This window comes from Betaproteobacteria bacterium, from assembly GCA_016194905.1.
Lineage (GTDB): Bacteria > Pseudomonadota > Gammaproteobacteria > Burkholderiales > JACQAP01 > JACQAP01.
Window position 1 is genome coordinate 47,938 of record JACQAP010000031.1, and the last position, 15,767, is coordinate 63,704.

The 15,767-nt window shown below is 62.3% G+C and carries 20 protein-coding genes; 17 read left to right on the forward strand and 3 right to left on the reverse strand.

Translation table 11 applies throughout. From position 1 onward, the window contains the following. The first annotated feature begins 305 nt into the window (after positions 1-305). From HY067_21020 to HY067_21035, 4 genes are all read left to right on the forward strand, one after another. Complete coding sequence (locus HY067_21020) at positions 306-833, forward strand: DUF3617 domain-containing protein (protein MBI3530435.1); 528 nt, start codon at positions 306-308, stop codon at positions 831-833. A gap of 187 nt (positions 834-1,020) precedes the next feature. Further along, the gene (locus HY067_21025; GenBank protein ID MBI3530436.1) at positions 1,021-1,278 is read left to right on the forward strand and encodes a DUF4160 domain-containing protein; all 258 of its coding nucleotides are present in this window, start codon (positions 1,021-1,023) and stop codon (positions 1,276-1,278) included. Between the two features lie 4 nt (positions 1,279-1,282). Further along, on the forward strand, positions 1,283-1,528 hold the full coding sequence (locus HY067_21030; protein ID MBI3530437.1) for a DUF2442 domain-containing protein: 246 nt from the start codon (positions 1,283-1,285) through the stop codon (positions 1,526-1,528). A 105-nt stretch (positions 1,529-1,633) separates the two neighbouring features. Beyond that, positions 1,634-1,936, forward strand: a complete 303-nt coding sequence (locus HY067_21035) for a helix-turn-helix domain-containing protein (protein ID MBI3530438.1) — start codon at positions 1,634-1,636, stop codon at positions 1,934-1,936. Positions 1,937-2,032: 96 nt separating this feature from the next. On the opposite strand, the gene HY067_21040 is transcribed toward HY067_21035, so the two are convergent. Continuing rightward, positions 2,033-3,070: an aldo/keto reductase gene (locus tag HY067_21040; GenBank protein MBI3530439.1), complete on the reverse strand. Its 1,038-nt coding sequence runs from the start codon at positions 3,068-3,070 to the stop codon at positions 2,033-2,035. Between the two features lie 191 nt (positions 3,071-3,261). Here HY067_21040 and HY067_21045 point away from each other — a divergent pair, with 191 nt between their 5' ends. The 5 genes from HY067_21045 (at position 3,262) to HY067_21065 (ending at position 7,728) form a co-directional block, all read left to right on the forward strand. Beyond that, the gene (locus tag HY067_21045) at positions 3,262-3,501 is read left to right on the forward strand and encodes a helix-turn-helix domain-containing protein (protein ID MBI3530440.1); all 240 of its coding nucleotides are present in this window, start codon (positions 3,262-3,264) and stop codon (positions 3,499-3,501) included. A gap of 3 nt (positions 3,502-3,504) precedes the next feature. After that, positions 3,505-4,839, forward strand: coding sequence for a type II toxin-antitoxin system HipA family toxin (locus HY067_21050; protein ID MBI3530441.1), 1,335 nt, complete (start codon positions 3,505-3,507; stop codon positions 4,837-4,839). Positions 4,840-5,121: 282 nt separating this feature from the next. Further along, positions 5,122-5,667: a Spy/CpxP family protein refolding chaperone gene (locus HY067_21055; protein ID MBI3530442.1), complete on the forward strand. Its 546-nt coding sequence runs from the start codon at positions 5,122-5,124 to the stop codon at positions 5,665-5,667. 95 nt (positions 5,668-5,762) lie between these two features. Continuing rightward, on the forward strand, positions 5,763-6,467 hold the full coding sequence (locus HY067_21060) for a response regulator transcription factor (GenBank protein ID MBI3530443.1): 705 nt from the start codon (positions 5,763-5,765) through the stop codon (positions 6,465-6,467). 7 nt (positions 6,468-6,474) lie between these two features. Beyond that, the gene (locus HY067_21065; GenBank protein MBI3530444.1) at positions 6,475-7,728 is read left to right on the forward strand and encodes a HAMP domain-containing histidine kinase; all 1,254 of its coding nucleotides are present in this window, start codon (positions 6,475-6,477) and stop codon (positions 7,726-7,728) included. 127 nt (positions 7,729-7,855) lie between these two features. On the opposite strand, the gene HY067_21070 is transcribed toward HY067_21065, so the two are convergent. Next, a complete protein-coding gene (locus tag HY067_21070) occupies positions 7,856-8,155 on the reverse strand; it encodes a HigA family addiction module antidote protein (GenBank protein ID MBI3530445.1) in 300 nt (99 codons plus the stop codon). A gap of 310 nt (positions 8,156-8,465) precedes the next feature. Here HY067_21070 and HY067_21075 point away from each other — a divergent pair, with 310 nt between their 5' ends. Beyond that, positions 8,466-9,146, forward strand: a complete 681-nt coding sequence (locus HY067_21075; GenBank protein MBI3530446.1) for a TetR/AcrR family transcriptional regulator — start codon at positions 8,466-8,468, stop codon at positions 9,144-9,146. Between the two features lie 174 nt (positions 9,147-9,320). Here HY067_21075 and soxR read toward each other — a convergent pair whose 3' ends face one another. After that, positions 9,321-9,782 carry a redox-sensitive transcriptional activator SoxR gene (gene soxR, locus HY067_21080; protein ID MBI3530447.1) on the reverse strand — a complete coding sequence of 154 codons (462 nt, stop codon included), beginning with the start codon at positions 9,780-9,782 and terminating at the stop codon, positions 9,321-9,323. A gap of 132 nt (positions 9,783-9,914) precedes the next feature. On the opposite strand from soxR, the gene HY067_21085 reads away from it, so the two are divergent. The 7 genes from HY067_21085 to HY067_21115 all read left to right on the forward strand — a co-directional run bounded on the left by HY067_21085 (position 9,915) and on the right by HY067_21115 (position 15,759). Next, the gene (locus HY067_21085) at positions 9,915-10,298 is read left to right on the forward strand and encodes a VOC family protein (protein MBI3530448.1); all 384 of its coding nucleotides are present in this window, start codon (positions 9,915-9,917) and stop codon (positions 10,296-10,298) included. A 50-nt stretch (positions 10,299-10,348) separates the two neighbouring features. Next, positions 10,349-10,909 (forward strand): ester cyclase, encoded by a 561-nt coding sequence (locus tag HY067_21090; protein MBI3530449.1) that lies wholly within the window; start codon positions 10,349-10,351, stop codon positions 10,907-10,909. Positions 10,910-11,240: 331 nt separating this feature from the next. After that, entirely contained in the window at positions 11,241-11,897 is a 657-nt protein-coding gene (locus HY067_21095; GenBank protein ID MBI3530450.1) for a hypothetical protein, read from the forward strand. Continuing rightward, on the forward strand, positions 11,894-12,589 hold the full coding sequence (locus HY067_21100) for an ABC transporter ATP-binding protein (protein MBI3530451.1): 696 nt from the start codon (positions 11,894-11,896) through the stop codon (positions 12,587-12,589). Before HY067_21095 ends, HY067_21100 begins: the two co-directional genes overlap by 4 nt. After that, positions 12,586-13,806 (forward strand): ABC transporter permease, encoded by a 1,221-nt coding sequence (locus HY067_21105; GenBank protein ID MBI3530452.1) that lies wholly within the window; start codon positions 12,586-12,588, stop codon positions 13,804-13,806. The genes HY067_21100 and HY067_21105 overlap by 4 nt, the downstream gene beginning before the upstream one ends. Beyond that, entirely contained in the window at positions 13,799-14,530 is a 732-nt protein-coding gene (locus tag HY067_21110) for an outer membrane lipoprotein-sorting protein (protein ID MBI3530453.1), read from the forward strand. The genes HY067_21105 and HY067_21110 overlap by 8 nt, the downstream gene beginning before the upstream one ends. Next, positions 14,527-15,759, forward strand: a complete 1,233-nt coding sequence (locus HY067_21115; protein MBI3530454.1) for a hypothetical protein — start codon at positions 14,527-14,529, stop codon at positions 15,757-15,759. The genes HY067_21110 and HY067_21115 overlap by 4 nt, the downstream gene beginning before the upstream one ends. Positions 15,760-15,767: the final 8 nt, after the last annotated feature.

The following is a 15,767-nucleotide window of genomic DNA, read 5'->3' on the forward strand; positions in this document are numbered from 1 at the left end:
GACAAAGCGATCCTCGCGCGCTGAGGATATGCAGGGCGCGACGCCGCGCACGAGCCGCTGCGCTCGTGGTTCGTTCGTCCGCTGGTGCGTTAATCGTGTCATCTCCGGTTCCAAAAAAAATTGCTGCTTTTGCGAGGGTGCGAATCCTGCTCCGGCAAAACGGGCGTGTCAATTTGAACTCGCGCTTTCGGGTTACGTCGTTGCCGATACGCCGGAACCAAAACGACAAGCTCTATCGCTCCCCGATCGAAGCGTGCCCTTGAAGTAAACTGCAATCCGATAGTTCTCTGACTGCAGGAGATAGCATGTTTGCGAGAACGCTGGTCACGATCGCCGTTGCACTGGCTGCAAGCACGCCGTTGCAAACGCTCGCCGCCTCCTTCAACGCCAAGCCCGGCGCGTGGCAAATGAGCATGAACACCCTGATAGTGGGCAATCCGCTCCCGCCGGACGTACTGGCGACCATGCCGCCGGAAAAACGCGCGAAGGTCGAGAAAGCCATGAAGGAGCGGGCGGCCAAGCCCGTCACCCTCACGCACAAGATCTGCGTGACGCAGGAGAATCTCGACCAGGACCGCATCATCCAGGCCGACAAGGACGACGGCAAATGCACGCGCAAAGTCGTGTCGAGAACCGAAACCCGGCTGGTGATGGAGCAGACCTGCCCGGAACCGCACGCCTCCACATCGCAGATGACGATCGAAGCCAAGACGCCCGAAAGCCTCTCGGCCAACATCGTCAGGGTACGCGGCGACGGGAAGGGCAAGGTCCTGGTGGACATAAAAGGTTTCTGGCTCGGCCCGAACTGCGCCGGCATCAAGGACGACGACTGAGAAGCGACAAGCGCAACCAATTCACCATGAAGGCACGAAGACACGAAGACACGAATGAGAAACTCCGCCGGGTGCACCGCAGGCAAGACGTTCTTGATCGCCATTACCCTTTTATCTCAGTAGCAATCGGCGATATGGCCTTCCTCATGAGGTTGCCTGTGATCGCTCGTCAGCGTAACCTTTTGCAATGCCGGAGTTAAGCCGTTTTCTCGGAATCATCATCGCGATGTACTACCGGGATCACGCCCCTCCGCATTTTCACGCTATCTACGGAGAGCACGAGGTTGTCGTGGAGATTGAAGGTGGCATCGTGAGCGGCGAGTTTCCCAGGCGTGCTCTGGCCCATGTGCAGGAGTGGCGAGTGGTCCACAGGAGAGAACTGCTCGCCGACTGGGCGCTGGCACAGGACCGCCAGCCATTGAACAAGATCGAGCCTTTGGAGTAGCGACATGCGCTATCGTCTGATCCATGCCCGCCATATGACGGGATATGTGCTGCGCCTGAAGTTCAGCGACGGGGTCGAAGGTGACATCGACCTGGGACCGGAATTGCACGGCACGATGTTCGAGCCGCTGCGGGATATGGACACCTTCAAGCGTTTCCGTGTCGACCCCGAGTTGCACAATCTCGTGTGGCCAAACGGGGCTGACTTCGCTCCGGAGTTTCTCCACGACAACGTGCGCGTGACCGCGTAGCGGTTCACGCATGTAACCCAGTCAGGCTTGACTAGCTGGGTTTTTGGACGCGAAACCCGTTACGGGCACCGATGATGCCCGTTTTATTTTTTTGGAAGTTGAAAAATGCGATCCGCCAAGAAAACAAATGATGCGGAAGTACAGACCTTCCACCGGGATCTTCTGCGTAGCGTGAAGCAGATGAAAACGGGCAAGGCTGCGCGGAAATCGCGGGTGAAAGTTCCGGCCGTCGTGGCCGCCCGCAACGCGAGCGGGCTCAGTCAGGCGCAGTTCGCGGAGCTTCTCGGCATTTCGGTACGAACGCTCCAGAAGTGGGAACAAGGCGAGCGCGAGCCATCCGGCGCGGCAAAGAGCCTTATCCGTATCGCACAGCGCCACCCCGAAGTGCTTGTTGATGCGATGAAGTGATTGGGTGGTGCGCGAGGCAGGCCCGCGGAATTGAACAAACGAAACGGGCACCGATTGGTGCCCGTTTTCTCGTCTGACGTTCTTGCTGCTCTTCGCTCAGGCCGCCGGATTCGGGTAGCGCAACTGAATCTGCTTGATCTCGTCCAGCGTCTGCGCGTCGAGCGCGAATTGCGCCGCGGCGATGTCCTCCTCGAGTTGCGCCATCGAAGTCGCACCGACGATCGACGCCCCCATGAACCAGCGGCTCGCAACATAGCCGAGGGCCAATTGCACCAGCGTCAGCCCGCGCCGTTGGGCGAGTGCCGCGTACGCATCCACCGCCTCGGAGACCATCGGTTTGCGGAAACGCAGGCCGAGCGAATCGAACAGCGTGAAGCGCGTCCGCGCCGGCTTCGCCCCGCCCATGTATTTCCCGGAGAGAATGCCCGCCGCGAGCGGACTGTAGGCGAGCAGCGACATGTTTTCGCGAAACAGCGTCTCTGCGAGGTCGTTGTCCACATTGCGCGACAGCAGGCTGTAGCTGTTCTGCAGCGTGACCGGTCCCGGAAAGCCCAGCTCGTCGGCCGCCCGGCGAAATTCGCACACCCCCCAGGCCGTCTCGTTGGACAGGCCGTAATGGCGGATCTTCCCGGCCTTGATCATCGCGGCCATGCCCGCCACCTGATCGTGAATCGAGGGGCCGTCTTTTTCCTTCGCGGGATCGAACTCGGTCGCGCCGAAATTCGGTACGTTGCGTTGCGGCCAATGGATCTGGTACAGGTCGATGTAATCGGTCTGCAGGCGTTCGAGGCTGGTGTCCACCGCGTCGGCGATCACGTCCGGCGTCAGGTCGGTGCGCCCGTTGCGGATCCAGTCGCGGCGGCCCGGCCCGGCGACTTTCGTCGCGATGACCAGCCGATCCCGTTCCTGTTTCGCCAGCCAGGTGCCGAGATAGGTTTCGGTGCGCCCTTGCGTCTTCGCATTCGGCGGCACCGGATACATCTCCGCGGTATCGATGAAGTTGATGCCCTGATCGATCGCGTAGTCGAGCTGTTGGTGGGCCTCGATTTCGGTGTTCTGCTCGCCCCAGGTCATGGTGCCGAGGCAGACCCGCGAAACGTTCAGGTCGGTGCCAGGAAGGTTTTTGAAGTGCATGACAAGCTCCGGTTCGGAAACAAGAGGCCTAGCGTAGCCGAAAACGCGCCGCGACCGGCGGGCGGCATGGAAAGCGTGATCAGGCGCGACAGCAGGATGCAGGGCAAACCTGCTCATCAGTATTAATGATATTTGACGTATATCAGCAATCTTGATACTGTGCGTTTATCATCGATACTGATAAATCAATCATGACGCAGCTACTGACCAACAGCACGCAGCTTGGCCACATCATCAAGGCCAGAAGGCGCGCGCGCGGTCTTACCCAGCATGCGCTGGCAACGAAACTGGCGATCACCCAGAACCGCATGTCGCAGATCGAAGCCGACCCCGGCGCACTCGGATTCGATCGCCTGGTCGACCTCTTCAACATCCTCGGTCTGGATCTGGTCGTCCAGGATCGCCAACCACGGCGCAAGGACGACTGGTAAGCCATGGGCAGAAAATCCCGTATCCGGGAACTTGCCATCTGGGTAAATGGCCACCGAGCCGGTGAGTGGACCATTCCCAGACGGGGCGTAGAAGCATTCCAGTACGACGCGGGGTGGATGAAGTCTGCCGAGGGCCGTCCACTCTCCCTGTCGATCCCATTCAGTCCCGACAATGCCCCGATCAAAGGCAGGGCAATCGCCAATTACTTCGACAACCTGCTCCCCGACAGCGACTCGATCCGCCAGAGAATCCAGAACCAGTTCGGAACCGATTCCCGCAACGCATTCGACCTGCTCACCGCAATCGGCCGCGATTGCGTGGGGGCGGTCCAGCTATTACCCATCGGCGAACAACCGGGCGACATCCGGACGATCGACGCAAAGCCGCTTGGCGAAGCCCAGATCGAAGCCAGGCTGAAGCAAACCGTCTCTTCCGTGCGACTGCGCGAGCTTGCGCAAGACGAATTCCGCATCTCGATTGCCGGCGCCCAGGAAAAAACGGCGTTTCTGTATCACAAGCGCAAATGGTGCGAGCCATTGGGCAGCACCCCGACGACGCACATTTTCAAACTTCCGCTTGGCCTCGTCGGCGGCCGCAATGCGGATATGCGCTCGTCGGTGGAAAACGAATGGCTGTGCTCGAAAATAATTCGCGCATACGGCATCCCCATTGCGGACTGCGAAATCGCGCGGTTCGGGTCGCAGAAGGTACTCATCGTTGAGCGCTTCGACAGGTTGTTGCACTCCAGCGGGAAATACTGGCTTCGCCTTGTTCAGGAGGACTTCTGCCAGGCACTGGGCTTGCCCTCCACGAGGAAGTACGAAGCCGACGGAGGACCTGGAATCCCGGAACTGGCACGCATACTCGGCGGTTCCGACGACAGGGAGAAAGACCTGGCGGTACTGCTCATAGCGCAGATCGTGTTCTGGATGCTCGCAGCGGGTGACGGGCATGCAAAGAATTTCAGCATTCGCATCCTGAGCCAGGGCCGCTATCGCCTGACGCCGCTTTACGACGTGCTCTCCTTCTGGCCGATTGTCGGCAAGGGGCCGAATAACATTGCCCGGCAGGACCTCAGGCTGGCGATGGCCATCCGCGGAAAGAACAAGCATTACCGCATGAGCGAAATTCTCCGGCGGCATTTCAACGAAACTGCGGCGCTGACCGGCATGGGCGAAAATGCCGAGCCGCTCATAGAAGAGATCCTAAAGCGAACGCCGGATGTGGTGGCTTCAGTCCAGCGCGAAATTCCCGATGGTTTCCCGCCGAATGTCCTCGATAAAATCCTGTCTGGACTGACCGACTCGGCCAAACGGCTCGCAGCCATGCCAGGCTGACACTGGGTGAGGAGTAGTCGTCTACATTGAAGAAGGGTTCGCGCGGATAGGAAAGATACGAAATCATTTCGAACCGCCCTGCAACGCCGGGGTATTGGGCGGTCAACGCGGGATTGGGTCGAACAGCGCTTGGCGCGACGGCTACCGGCCTCGTTGCCCTGAATTTGGCGAAGCCCCGCCGCTTTACAAATCTTTACCTTCGCGAGAACGGCCGTTAACGTCCCGCCGCCAAGGTGGCGGCATCGGGCAATGGTGCCCGACCCTCTTCACGGAGACACTGATATGGAAACCCTGGAAACCTCCCCCCAATCCTCCGGATCTCGCTGCAGCCGGTCCGGCCACGGCGGCGCACGCTTCGGACGCGGTCTATTCATCCTGCTGGTGGCGCTGGCTGCGGGCTTTGTCGGCGGCTATGCCGGCAGATCTTTCGCGCATGGCCCCGGCAGTCTGATGTCGGAAACGATGGATCCCGCGCAGTTGGACGAGCACGTCGAGCGCATGGTCAAGCATCTTGCCGTTGAAGTGGATGCCACGCCGGAGCAGAAGGACAAGCTCACTGCCATTGCAAAAAGTGCCGCCCACGACCTCGCGCCGTTGCGGGGCAAGGTGAAAAGTGCACACCAGCAGGCCATCGACCTGATGAGCGCCGAGAAGGTGGACCGTGCCGCGATCGAGAACCTTCGCGCCGAGCAGATCGCGCTGGTGGACGCCACCACGAAGCGGTTGACCCAGGCACTGGCGGACGCAGCCGATGTGCTGACGGTGGAACAACGCAGGAAACTCGCCGAGCTCGCGCAGCACTTCGGCCACCGGTTCCATCACGGCTGAGCGGCCGCTCCGGCATCCAACGATCCAACCGCACGGGCCGGGCTTGTCGAAGCTCTTCGACAAGCCCGGCCCGTGCGGGTAAATTCAGGCTCACCGTGCCCGCCACACACTCCGCATCCAGCCGCATCCTCCTGATCGAAGACGACCCGCGCCTGGCTTCGCTGGTCAGCGAATATCTGGGCGAGGCGGGCTATCGCGTCACCGTGGCCGAAACCGGCGCCACCGGATTGGACCGCGCGTCGCGCGAAGCCTTCGATGCCCTGGTGCTGGACCTGATGCTGCCGGACATGGATGGCCTGGACGTGTGCCGCAAACTGCGCGCCGATTCGGCGCTGCCGATTCTCATGCTCACCGCGCGCGGCGATGCGATGGACCGCGTCGTCGGTCTGGAAATGGGTGCGGACGATTATCTGCCCAAGCCCTTCGAACCGCGTGAACTGCTGGCGCGGCTGCGCGCGATCCTGCGGCGCGGCAGGGCAGGCATCGCCGCTGATGTCCTGCGCTTCGGCCGGCTGGAGATCGACCGCGGCGCCCGCGCGATACGCATCGACGGCGTGTCGCGCGAGATGACCAGCCATCAGTTCGCGCTGCTGCTCGCATTGGCGGAAAGCGCCGGTCGCGTGCTCTCGCGCGAAGCTCTGATGGAAAAATTGAAGGGCGAGACCCTGGAAGCCTTCGACCGTTCCATCGACGTGCACATCTCGCGCATCCGTGCCGCGATCGAGGACGACGCGAAGAGACCGCGCCGGATCGTCACCGTGCGCGGAAGCGGCTACGTGTTCGCGCGGCAGCAGGATTGAACTGCCGATGACACGCCTGTACTTCCGGATTTACCTTGCCGTGCTGGCGAGCCTGGTCGTGTTTGCGCTGGCCGCGGGCCTGCTATGGCGCACGCTGGGCGACGCTGCCGGTGTCTGGCAAGGCGGCGAAATGGTGGCGCAGTTTGCGCAGAACATCCTGCCGCCGGCCTCCACCGACAAAACCGGGCAGCAGGCCGCGCTAGAAAAAATCAGCGCCGGCCTGCGCGCGGACGTGTCGCTGTTCGCAGCCGACCGCAGCCTCCTCGCCGCCGTGGGCGCACCCCTGTCCCTGCCGGAAGAAGAGATCGCCCGCGGCATGTTCGCTCCGCACATGAGAGGCCACCCGGCGGGGACGGTTCGGCTTCCGGACGGGCGCTGGCTGGTCGCGCGCCGGGAAGCGACAGACCGCCCGTTCCGACATGGTCCGGGGCTGGCTCTTGTCGTCGCCCTGGTGCTGCTGTTCATCGTGGTCGCGATCGCCGCGCACCCGGTCGTGCGCCGCCTCACGCGCCGTCTGGAACGCCTGCAGGACGGGGTGGAAACGCTCGGGCGCGGCGATCTTTCGGCGCGCGTGAAAGTCGAGGGGCACGACGAAGTCGCGCGACTGGCCATGAGCTTCAACCGCGCCGCCGCGCGCATCGAAGAACTGCTCAGCGCGCACAGGATGCTGCTGGCCAATGCCTCGCACGAGCTGCGCACCCCGCTCACGCGCATTCGCCTGGGCGTGGAGCTGCTCAAGGAGGACGCCAACCCCAGGCGCAAAGCCGAGCTGGAGCGCGACATTGCGGAGATCGACGAGTTGATCGAAGGCATCCTGCTCAGCAGCCGGCTCGACGCGCTCAGCGAGCCGGAATTAAAAGAAGAGGTGGACCTGCTCGCGCTCGCCGCGGAGGAAGGTGCGCGCTACGAAGGCTGCAGCGTGGGCGGCGAGCCGGTGATCGTGAGCGGCAACCCCGCGCTGCTGCGGCGCCTGCTGCGCAACCTGGTGGAGAATGCGCTGCGCCACGGCAAGCCACCGGTGAGCGTATCGGTGAGCCGGGAAGGCGGGCGCGCCGCGCTGCGCGTGAGCGACCAGGGCCCAGGCATCGCGGCGACAGAGATCGAAACGGTGTTCGAACCCTTCCGCCGCGCGCGGCACGCGGACGCGACCGGCACCGGCCTGGGGTTGTCGCTGGTGCGTAAGATTGCGCGGCACCATGGCGGCGATGCGCGAATCGAGCAGAACAGGCCCGGGGGGCTGACCGTTCTCGTGATGCTGTAGCGACGGCGCGCCAGCGCTACAACGCGCCTGTCCGGAACGAATGAGAGCGGCGAATTTTCCGGCGAACTGATATGCCCGCACGAAGCCGGAGAGTCAGGCCCATACCTTCGAGTCGGCCGCCGAGACCTCACGCATGAGCAAGAGGCCGCACCCCACGCAACCGGCCTTTCATGCCGCGCTCGGCAGTCTTGAGATCGTAGGCCGCCTGGAGATTCAGCCAGTACTGCGGCGACTGCCCGAATGCCCTGCCGAACAGCAGGGCGAGTTCCGCAGTGACCGGCCGTGTGCCCTTGACGACATGAGAGATTCGCATTGACGAGACCCCGATTGTGCGGGCGAACTTCGCCTGCGAGGTGCCGAGTTCTTCCAGCATCTCCTTGAGAAACTCCCCCGGATGCACCGCGGGCAAGCCGTTTTTGATAGCCATAACTCTTCCACCTCAGTGGTAATCGACGATTTCGACGTCGAAGGCGTCACCGCTTTCGAATCGAAAACAGACTCGCCGCCGCGACTTTCCAGTTGCGAAGAAGCGTTCGGCCTCCGAAGATGCAAACGAACGAATCACGAACGTAATCGTAAACATATAGTTTACGATCGTCAAGAGACGAAAGCGGGTCTCGATGGGGCCCGTTTGCTTTCCGTTGCATATTGCATAAAGGGTGACCCACCTGGTTCCCGCAAGCCCGCCCCCCCTGATTCCCCGAATTGGGGGAAAATCATCCCAATGGAGGTGTGCCATGGCAACCAAAGTCAACGTGCGGGACCGGATCGTGGACACCGCAATCGAGCTGGCCGAACGCAACTCATGGGAAGCGGTGCGGCTGCACGATGTCGCGGCGCAGTTGGAAATCACCCTCGACGAAGTGCGCCACCACTTCCGCGAAAAGGAAGACGTGGTCGACGCCTGGTTTGACCGCGCCGACAGCGCCATGCTTAAGGCGGCCGAAGCGGCCGACTTCCTCGAGCTGACGCCCCGCCGTCGCCTGCACCGGCTGATCATGGCCTGGCTGGGCGCGCTTGCGCCGCACCGCAAAGCGACCCGGCAGATGATCTACGGCAAGCTGGAACCGGGTCACATCCAAATCCAGATACCCGGGCTGATGCGAGTCAGCCGTACGGTGCAGTGGATGCGCGAAGCCGCTCGCCGCGACGCCACTTACCTGCGGCGTGCGCTGGAAGAGACCGGACTGACCACGATTTACCTGACGACAGTCTTTTGCTGGATGCGGGACGACTCGCCGGAATCCGCCCGTACCAGCCGGCTTCTCGACAACTGTCTTGCCGCCGCCGAGAGGCTGGACCACGCGGTTTTTTCCCGCCGGACCGGCACGCGAAAGAAAACGAACGAGAAAAGTTCGCCGCAAGGCGCTGCCGCCCGGAGCACCCCGGAGCGGAGCGCCGACGCATCCGCCGGCTAGCCTGTCGGAAGTTTAGATCGCGACCGCCTCGTTCGAATCAACAATGTCCGCAGTGTCGGCAAATGTCGTTGAAGTCCGTACACCGGGATCAACGGCCATGATCGACTACCTCGGGCGCTTGCCGGCCGCGCGATCCGCGATGAGGGCTGCATGTTGTTCCATCCGGGCCATACGCTAGTCCGGATCAAGCAACCTCGGTCCGGGTCCTTGTTCGGAAAGCTTGTCCCAGGGGTTGCGTAACCGGCAGATTTCTATCGACAGGCAACCGCAGCCGATGCATTCGTTGAGCTGATCGCGCAGTTGCGTCAGCTTGGTGATTCGATCGTCCAACTCCGCTTTCCATCTGACCGACAGCTTGCTCCAGTCCGCGGCCGTGGGCGTGCGCCTCTCCGGCAGCGTCATCAGGGCTTCGCGAATCGACGCCAGCGGAATGCCGACGCGTTGCGCCACCTTGATGACGGCCACGCGGCGCAGCACTTCACGTCGATAGCGGCGCTGATTGCCTTGATTGCGCGAGCTCTTGATCAGACCTTTGGATTCGTAGAAGTGGAGCGCGGAGACGGCCACGCCACTGCGTGCTGCGACCTCGCCCACGGTGAGTTCCTTGCCGTAGTCACTCGGATCGATGTTGCCCATGTTCGCCTCTTTTTCTTCATGTGCTTTTCGTGCTTGACCTCAACTTAAGTTAAGGTTTTACACTGGCACAGGTCCAATGACAACTACCTTCATTCCGATGGGAATGGCGGGAACAACCGAGAGGAACGCTCCATGACCGTGCAGCTCAACCATACCATCGTGTCCGTTCACGACAGCCAGGCGTCGGCGACTTTCCTGGCCGAGATCCTCGACCTCCCCGCCCCGACTCGCTTCGGGCCGTTCCGGATAGTGGAAACCGACAATGGTGTGAGCCTCGACTTCATGGATGCCGACGGCGAGATCGCCTCCCAGCACTACGCCTTCCTGATCAGCGAGCCCGAGTTCGACGAGATCTTCGGCCGGATCCGCAAGCGCGACCTCCCCTACTGGGCCGATCCTGGACAGACCCGGCCCGGCGAGATCAACCACGGTGATGGCGGCCGCGGGGTGTACTTCGAGGACCCGGACGGTCATCTCCTCGAGATCCTCACCCGCCCCTACGGCAGCGGCAACTGACGGGAATCCCAAGTATTCTTCAATTCACAACTCTTGATGGAGCGAACGCGATGTCGGCAATTCAAACCCCGGAGAAAAATAAACGGCTGGTTCGGAGACTTTACGAAGATTGCATCAATCCAGGAAAAGTGGAATTACTTGCGCAGCTCATTGCCGACGATTTTGTCGGCGGCCGCGGTGAGAAGGGTCCATCTGAATTTGCCAACACGATTGTCGCGCTTCGAAACGGGTTTCCCGATATCCAATTTGATCTTGAAGATCTGATTGCCGAGGGAGATCGGGTCGCGGTCAGATGGAAGTTTCAGGCTACTCACATGGGCCCGTTTGCAGGGTTTCCGCCGAGCCAGAAGCAGGTGACTCAAACTGCCATCGTCATCTATCAAGTCAGAGACGGCAAAATTATTCGAGCCTGGCTCCAGCCTGACCGCTTGGGACTCCTGCAACAGATAGGCGCTCTCCCTTCTTTGGCGACAGGGTCGGTCTCGGCAGAGCAAGTTAAGGAAAAAATAGCGCATATCAACCCTAGCAGGGCCAGCCCAGACCGCAAACAAGCTGCGCTCGTCGGTTCCCTCCGCGCTTCGCAATCCGGCGGCCGGTTACCTCAACGATGAAAGTCTGCTTCGGAGAAGAACGACCGCCTTCGGCATGCTCTGGGTATCGGCCGCCTTGGTGAAGTTGCCGGCCTCGACGACGCGCGCGAGCACTTGCATGGCAAGGAATCTCCATGCTTCGATCCTATCCGAACTGAACCGTCGAACCAACCGGGGCGGGCTGAGCCGTTCCGGCTTCCCGGACGGCGGAATCCCGTCCTTGCGTTTCCGTTCGTCCGCTGCCCAAGCGGTTTATCCCGCCCTTTCCCCGGTTCGTCGCATCGCTGCTGCACCCGGCAGGCAATCCGACTAATTTTCCGGACCGTGTCAATCACGGAAAAGGAGTCGGGTCATGAAAATTGCACTGGCGGCAGCACTGATAGGTCTTTCGTTGAGTACTCCCTGGTCGGCGGCGATGGCCGCCCAAGAGAAGCCGGAACAGTTTCTCGAAGCACAGTCCCTCTTCGAACGCGGATTGCGGGGTTCCGAAAAGGACAACGAACAGGCCGCCGAGAAATTCCACGCGCTCACCGAACAGGAGCCGGACAACCCCCTTTATCTCGCCTACTACGGCAGTACCTTCGCGATCAAGGCGCGCGACGCGTACCTGCCGTGGAACAAGCTCAGGCTGGGGGAACAGGGCCTGGATCTGATCGACAAGTCGCTGGCGAAACTCGGTCCCGAGCATGACCGGCAACTGCTGCGCTCGGTTCCGCTCTCCATCGAGACCCGTCTGGTCGCGGCCAACACCTTCCTCAAGGCGCCGGATCAGTTCTTCCACCGCTACGACCGCGGTCGGTCGCTACTGACGCGCACCATGAACAGCGAAGTCTTCGCCGCCTCTCCCGCTGCCATCCAGGCCCGCTTCTACTTCCAGGCCGCCTTGGTCGCCCAGAAGGAAGGCAGGAAGCAGGAGGAGGTCAGTCTCCTGAAGCGCGTCGCCGAGCTCGACCCGAAGAGCCTGGACATGCCCGCCGCCGCCGCGCGCCTGAAGGAGCTCGGCCAATGAATGCGCCCGCACGGATAACGACCGGCGAATTGATCCGGGTTGAGGGAGTCGGCAAGACCTACCAGTTGGGAAAGACGGAAGTCGACGCCCTGCAGGACGTTTCGCTGACGATCCATGGCGGCGAATTCACCGCCCTGATGGGACCCTCTGGCAGCGGCAAGAGCACCTTGCTCAACATCTGCGGATTGATCGACCGCCCGACCCGCGGCGGGTGCCGCATCGATGGCCTGGATACGTCTTCGCTGTCCGAGGATGAACTGACGTTGATGAGGAGAGAGAAGATCGGCTTCGTGTTCCAGGGTTTCAACCTGGTCCCGGTGATGTCGGTGCGCGACAACGTGGAATTTCCGCTTATGGTCGCCGGCGTGCCGGCCAAGCGCAGCAAGGCGGCCGTCGAATCCGTTCTCGATCAGGTCGGATTGCGCGACATGGCCAAGCGCCTTCCCGACGAATTGTCGGGAGGCCAGCGCCAGCGCGTGGCCATCGCCCGCGCCCTGGTGGGAACGCCGCGCCTGGTGATCGCCGACGAACCCACCGCCAATCTCGACGGCGACACCGCCGCCCACATCATCGACATGATGCAGGCGCTGGGCCGCAGCCGCGGCGTCACCTTCCTCATCGCCACCCACGATTCGCGCATGGTCAATCGCTGCGACCGCGTCGTGGCGCTCAGCGACGGGAGGCTGCAATGAAATGGCTCGTCTTCGCTTTCAAGAATGTCCTGCGCAACCGGCGCCGCTCGTTCATCACCGTGGCCATCGCGGCCGTCGGAACGGCGGGCGTGCTGATCGGCGGTGGATTCGCGCTGTTCACCTACGAGTCGCTGCGCGAACTGGCTGCGCGCGAGAGCGGCCATGTCATCATCGCCCACAAGGATTTCTTCGATCGCGATGAAGACACCCCGATGCAATATGGGCTCGACGACTACGCCGCGATCAAGAAGAAAGTCGAGGAGGATCCGCGCGTGCGCATGGCCTTGCCGCGCGTGCAACTGTCCGGGTTGCTCAGCAACGGCGACAAGTCGACGGTGTTCGTCGGCATCGGGGTCGATCCCGACGGGGAGTTCAGCGTCAAAGGGCCGTCGATGAAAGTCCTGGCCGGCAGCCTGCTCGATTCGATCCCGTCGCCCGCTTCGCCGCCCGAGATCCTGCTCGGCTCCGAACTGGCGCGCCTGATGAAAGCCGAACCGGGAACCGGGCTGACGCTGCTGTCCACCACGACCTCGGGCAGCCTCAATGCCATCGACGTCAAGGTACGCGGCATCGTCACCATGGGCGTGCCGGAAGTGGACAAGCGACTGGTCTTTACCGACCTCGCCACCGCGCAACATCTGCTGCTGACGGACCGGGTGAGTACGTTGTCGGTGTATCTGCGCGATACGGAGCAGACGGATTCGGTGCGGGACACTATGGCCCGCCTCTATCCCGACCGCGCGTTGCAGACCTGGCGCGACCAGGCCTTCTATTACGTCGCCGTCAGGGAGCTCTACAACCGCATCTTCGGTTTGCTCGGCATCGTCATCGTCACCATGGTGTTGTTCGCGGTTTCCAACACGCTGGCGATGGCGGTGATCGAGCGCACCCGGGAAATCGGCACCCTGCGCGCGCTCGGGACGCTGCCGAAACAGATCGTCCGCGTGTTCGCCCTCGAGGGTTTCCTGCTCGGGATCGCGGGGACGGTCGCCGGGACGCTGTTCGCCCTCGGCACCTCGCTTTTCTTTTTGCTCGCCGACTTCCAGATGCCCCCGCCCCCGGGACGCTCGGTCGGCTACCCCTTGCACGTAAACATGTCGCCGCCGCTGTACGCGATCACCGCCGCGACGATCGTGCTGTTGTCCATCGCCGCCGCCTGGATCGTCAGCCGGAAGGCATCCCGCAAACCCATCGTCGAGGCCCTCGCCCATGTCTAAATTCTTGTCGTTCGTCGCTGCAACGTTGTTCGCAAGCACCGCCGCTGCGGCAGATGTACCGGCACTCCTGAAAGCCGCCGACGAATTCCGCCTTCCCGCCGACGCGCTCAAGGTGGATACGGAGATACGGCTCTACAAGTCGAATTCCCTCGACAAGGAACGCCGCTATACCGTCTACCTCAAGCCCGGCCGGCGCTCGCTGGTGCTGATGCAGTCGCCGAGCGAAAAAGGTCAGAAGCTGCTGATGCTCGCCGATGATTTTTGGCAGATCATGCCGCAGAGTCAGCGACCGATCCGCATCACGCCGCTGCAGAAGCTGCTGGGCGACGCTTCGGCCGGCGACATCGCGACCATGACGTGGAGCGAGGATTACACGGGCGCGGTGGTCGGCGAGCAGAACGTGAACGGCACGCCCTGCCTTCATCTCGCGCTGAGCGCGCAACGCAAGGGGGTGAGCTACCAGCGCGTGGAATTGTATTTGGCCAAAGCCGATTCGCGCCCGGTGAAGGCAGATCTCTACGTGGCTTCCGACAAGCTGGCGAAGCAGGCCAGGTTCACGGTCGAGGATGTCGACGGCCGCCCGCAGGTCAGCGCGATGACCCTCACCGATGAAATCCAGACCGGACGGCAAACAGTGATCCGCTATCTCAAGCGGGAATCCCGTTCGATCGCCGACGAGTTCTACAACCCCATGTTCCTGACCCGCAACGATCTCAGGGAATGAACGCGTGGCCTCGATTTCTGTTCGTCGTGGCCCTGTTGCCCGTCCCGGGTTACGGGGACGATGTCGCGGTCACGCTGAGAGCGATACCGGAATTCCACGGCGAGCGCGCGGACAGTCCTTTTGCCGTCGCCAACGACCGGACCGGCCTCGGACGCGACCGGGCCATCGGTGAAGCCGAACTGCGCGCGAAGCCGTTCGATGTGAACCTGGTATCGACGGTACGCACCACAGCACGCGAAGCATCGGAGCCGGACAACGAGATCGTCCTCAACGAGCTGTATTACGACACCCAGGTCGCGGGACAGCGCATCGGGCTGGGCAAAAAGATCATGAGCTGGGACGTGGGCTTCGCCTTCCGCCCCCTCGACGTGATCCAGCAGGAGAACCGCCGCGCCCTCTTCACCACCACGCTGGAAGGTATTCCCTATGTTTCCTGGGAGCGCTTCGGCGCCGAGGACGCCTGGATGGTCGTGCTCGCCAATCCCGGCCGCAGCCGCGAAGTCGAGGCGCGCGACGACCAGTCTCTGGCGATCAAATACTACCTGCGCTCGGATCGCACCGACTGGCATGCCGTGGCCCGCATTTCGGAACGCTACCGCGGGGAAACCGGCGCGGCCTTTTCCCGGGTGACCGGCGACGGCACCGAATTGCATGCCTCGGTTCTTTATCAGCGCCGCTACGAAAAACAGATCAATCGCCTCGCCGGGCAGAACTCCGTCTTGCTGGCAAGCGCGGATCCTGTCGAAACGCTCACGTATGAAAATGGCGTCAAGGCACTGCTGGGATTCACCTGGACCGGAGAAGCCGGATGGTCGCTGCTGGGCGAAGCCTGGTACGACGGCAGCGCCTTCACGCATTCGGAGTGGAAGGCGTTGGCCGACCTCACCCGCTCGCAATCCGGTCTGCAGGGCATGCCGGGTGTGCCGGCCGGCGCGATTGCGGGAAACATCGCGTGGAGCGCGCAGTTCTTCAATCATCCCAACCTGTTGCGGGAGAACCTCCTGCTTCGGCTCTCCCATCGCGGCGAAAGCCGGTCCATCGATCCCGCCCTCGACGTTCTGGTCACTCCTGAAGACGGCGGCTGGGTCGTTACCGCTTCCGCCGGTTACGAGGGAGACCGCTTCCGGCTCGACGCCGGTTACCGGGCCTACGGCGGTCCGAAAGACGCGGCTTATCGTTTGCTGCCGGAAGACCGCGTGGCCTTCGTCGCCCTGCAAATCTCGTTTTGAACAAAAGA